General features: G+C 61.1%; 3 protein-coding genes. 2 read left to right on the forward strand and 1 reads right to left on the reverse strand.

Annotated elements, in window-relative coordinates; all coding sequences use genetic code 11:
- A partial coding sequence (locus WAW17_RS11060; protein WP_422333026.1) for a hypothetical protein occupies positions 1-190 on the forward strand: 190 nt, incomplete at its 5' end.
- 164 nt (positions 191-354) lie between these two features.
- Here the strand turns inward: WAW17_RS11060 and WAW17_RS11065 are convergent.
- Positions 355-585 (reverse strand): IS1096 element passenger TnpR family protein, encoded by a 231-nt coding sequence (locus WAW17_RS11065; protein ID WP_422333027.1) that lies wholly within the window; start codon positions 583-585, stop codon positions 355-357.
- Between the two features lie 205 nt (positions 586-790).
- Here WAW17_RS11065 and WAW17_RS11070 point away from each other — a divergent pair.
- Positions 791-2,224: sugar ABC transporter ATP-binding protein (locus WAW17_RS11070; protein WP_422333028.1), on the forward strand; the 1,434-nt coding region annotated here is incomplete at its 3' end.

Below are 2,224 nucleotides of genomic sequence, written 5' to 3' on the forward strand. Positions count from 1 at the left end.
GGGGCAGATATCCGGCCGGCCTCAGACGCAGACCACTGCCGAAGTGGTCGATCATCCACACGATCTTCGCCACAGTTGCCGTCGGTGTCTATTGGTCGACATCGATCGGATTGTCGAGTTCGGCGCGGTCGAGGGCGTCGGCGAGCAGGGGTATCGCCTTCGGGTGCGTTCGCTGCAACAGATCAGCTAGTCGCGGGGGAGGTGGTCACAGCTGTTGTCCACGCGGCCTTTCGGCTCGCATCAGTACCCAAATGCTGGTTCACCTCGTCGGTGCATCAATCCGGACCCAGCTCGGTCTTTCGTGGACGGGATCGTCTATAAAGTGGTTGTCGAACGACTCCTGCGCGTGATAGCTCAGCGTGTTGTGGCCCCAGGGGTCGTCACCAGCACAGACTTGTGCAGGTGGTAATCCTGCCAGCCCATCACGGTCTGGATCGTCTCGTGCAGATACTCTGTATCCGAATTGACCTGAAAAGACCACCAGATCTCCGGCTCTATATCGAGGAGGCTGACTCGCAAGACGTAGCGCACGGGTGCGTCGCGTGGCGGGTAGCGGTATCGGGCACCCGCGTCGGTGCCGACCACACGCAGATGTCGGCGTAGCCGGGCGAATGCGGTAAATTAATTGCCACGAAACATTAAGGCCACCAGGTCACGCGGTATTAACATCGCCGGTATTCTCCTTTCATCGACCCACCTAGCATGCGGTCGCTACCTCAAATGAGGTACCGAATATCTTGCCACTGCGGCGGTATGGTCAGCGCGATCGATGCGCTGATTGACTACCCCCATGACCACCGGAGATGCACCAGATATCGCGTTCCCCGTACTACGGCTGGAACGTATTGCCAAGAGCTTCGGCGTAGCGATCGCGCTGCAGGATGTCCACGTTGAATTCCACGCGGGAACGGTTACCGCACTCACTGGTGAAAATGGGTCTGGTAAATCCACAATTGCCAGAATAATGGGCGGAATTCTTCCACCTGATTCCGGGCATATTGTTGTCAATGGAAAACGCCGCACAATTGCCAGCGCCAAGATTGCGCGCCAGCACGGTATTGCGCTCATCAGTCAGGAGCTAACCCTCGCGACTGATCTCTCCGTCGCCGAGAACATCTTCATGGGGCGGATGGCGGGCGCCGTCGGTGGCTTGGTCTCGTGGCGCAAGTTGCGGTCGCGGGCTGCTGATGTCCTCGAGTCCTACGGTATGCCGATCGATCCGCAGGCCAAGGTGCGTGACCTATCGCTCGAGTCGCAGCAGCAGGTCGAGATCGCGCGTGCTCTGGCAACCGATCCCGATGTACTGATTCTGGACGAGGCGACGAGCTCGCTGTCAGAAAAGGCCGCCGGGCGCCTTCTCGACCTAGTGGAGGTACGCCGGCAGATGGGTACCGCGGTCGTGATGATCACCCATCGGATGAACGAGATATTCCGGGCGGCCGATACCGCTGCAGTGCTCCGCGATGGGCGAATCATCGCGACCCGGCCGATAGCCAAGACAACCGAAACCGAAATCGTGAGCCTGATGGTCGGGCGCGAGCTCGGCGACTACTACGGCAGCCGTACCGACAACATCGACGGCACCTCAACCGTGCTGGAGGTCTCCCGGCTCGCTGCGCCCGACAAAGGCTTGCTGCCCACCGATCTCCGAGTTGCTAACGGCGAGATCGTCGGGGTGGCAGGCCTGTCGGGATCAGGGAAAGAAGCTCTCGGACACGCCCTCGGCGGAGCGATTGCGGCCGAAGGAACAATCACGGTGGCCGGCAAAGCAGTGCCCTTGGGTCAGCCGGGCAAGTCCCTGCGGGGCGGTGTGGGCTTCGTTCCCGAGGATCGCAAGGCCATGGCACTGTTGCTGGGTCGCTCGGTCGGCGAGAATCTCGCACTCGCATGGACAGCCGATATGTTCCGATGTGGACTGCGCCGGCCGAAGTTGGAGCGGCGTCGGGTATCAGATGCCGTGCAGCGGTTGGATATCCGAACAGCGTCCACGCAACTGCCCATCGGCCAGCTGTCCGGCGGCAACCAGCAGAAGGCGATCATCGGCCGTCTACTCGACCTCGAACTGCCGGTGTACGTGATGAGCGAACCCACACGCGGCATCGACGTCAGCGCCAAGAGCGCCATCTACCGCCTGCTGCGCGAACAGGCTTCCCGCGGTGCCGGAGTGCTGTTCATATCCTCGGAGCTCAATGAACTGTGCGGCATGTGCGACCGGGTCCTCACC

Origin of the sequence: Rhodococcus sp. (in: high G+C Gram-positive bacteria) (assembly GCF_049286785.1) — a bacterium.
Taxonomy (GTDB): domain Bacteria; phylum Actinomycetota; class Actinomycetes; order Mycobacteriales; family Mycobacteriaceae; genus Rhodococcus_F.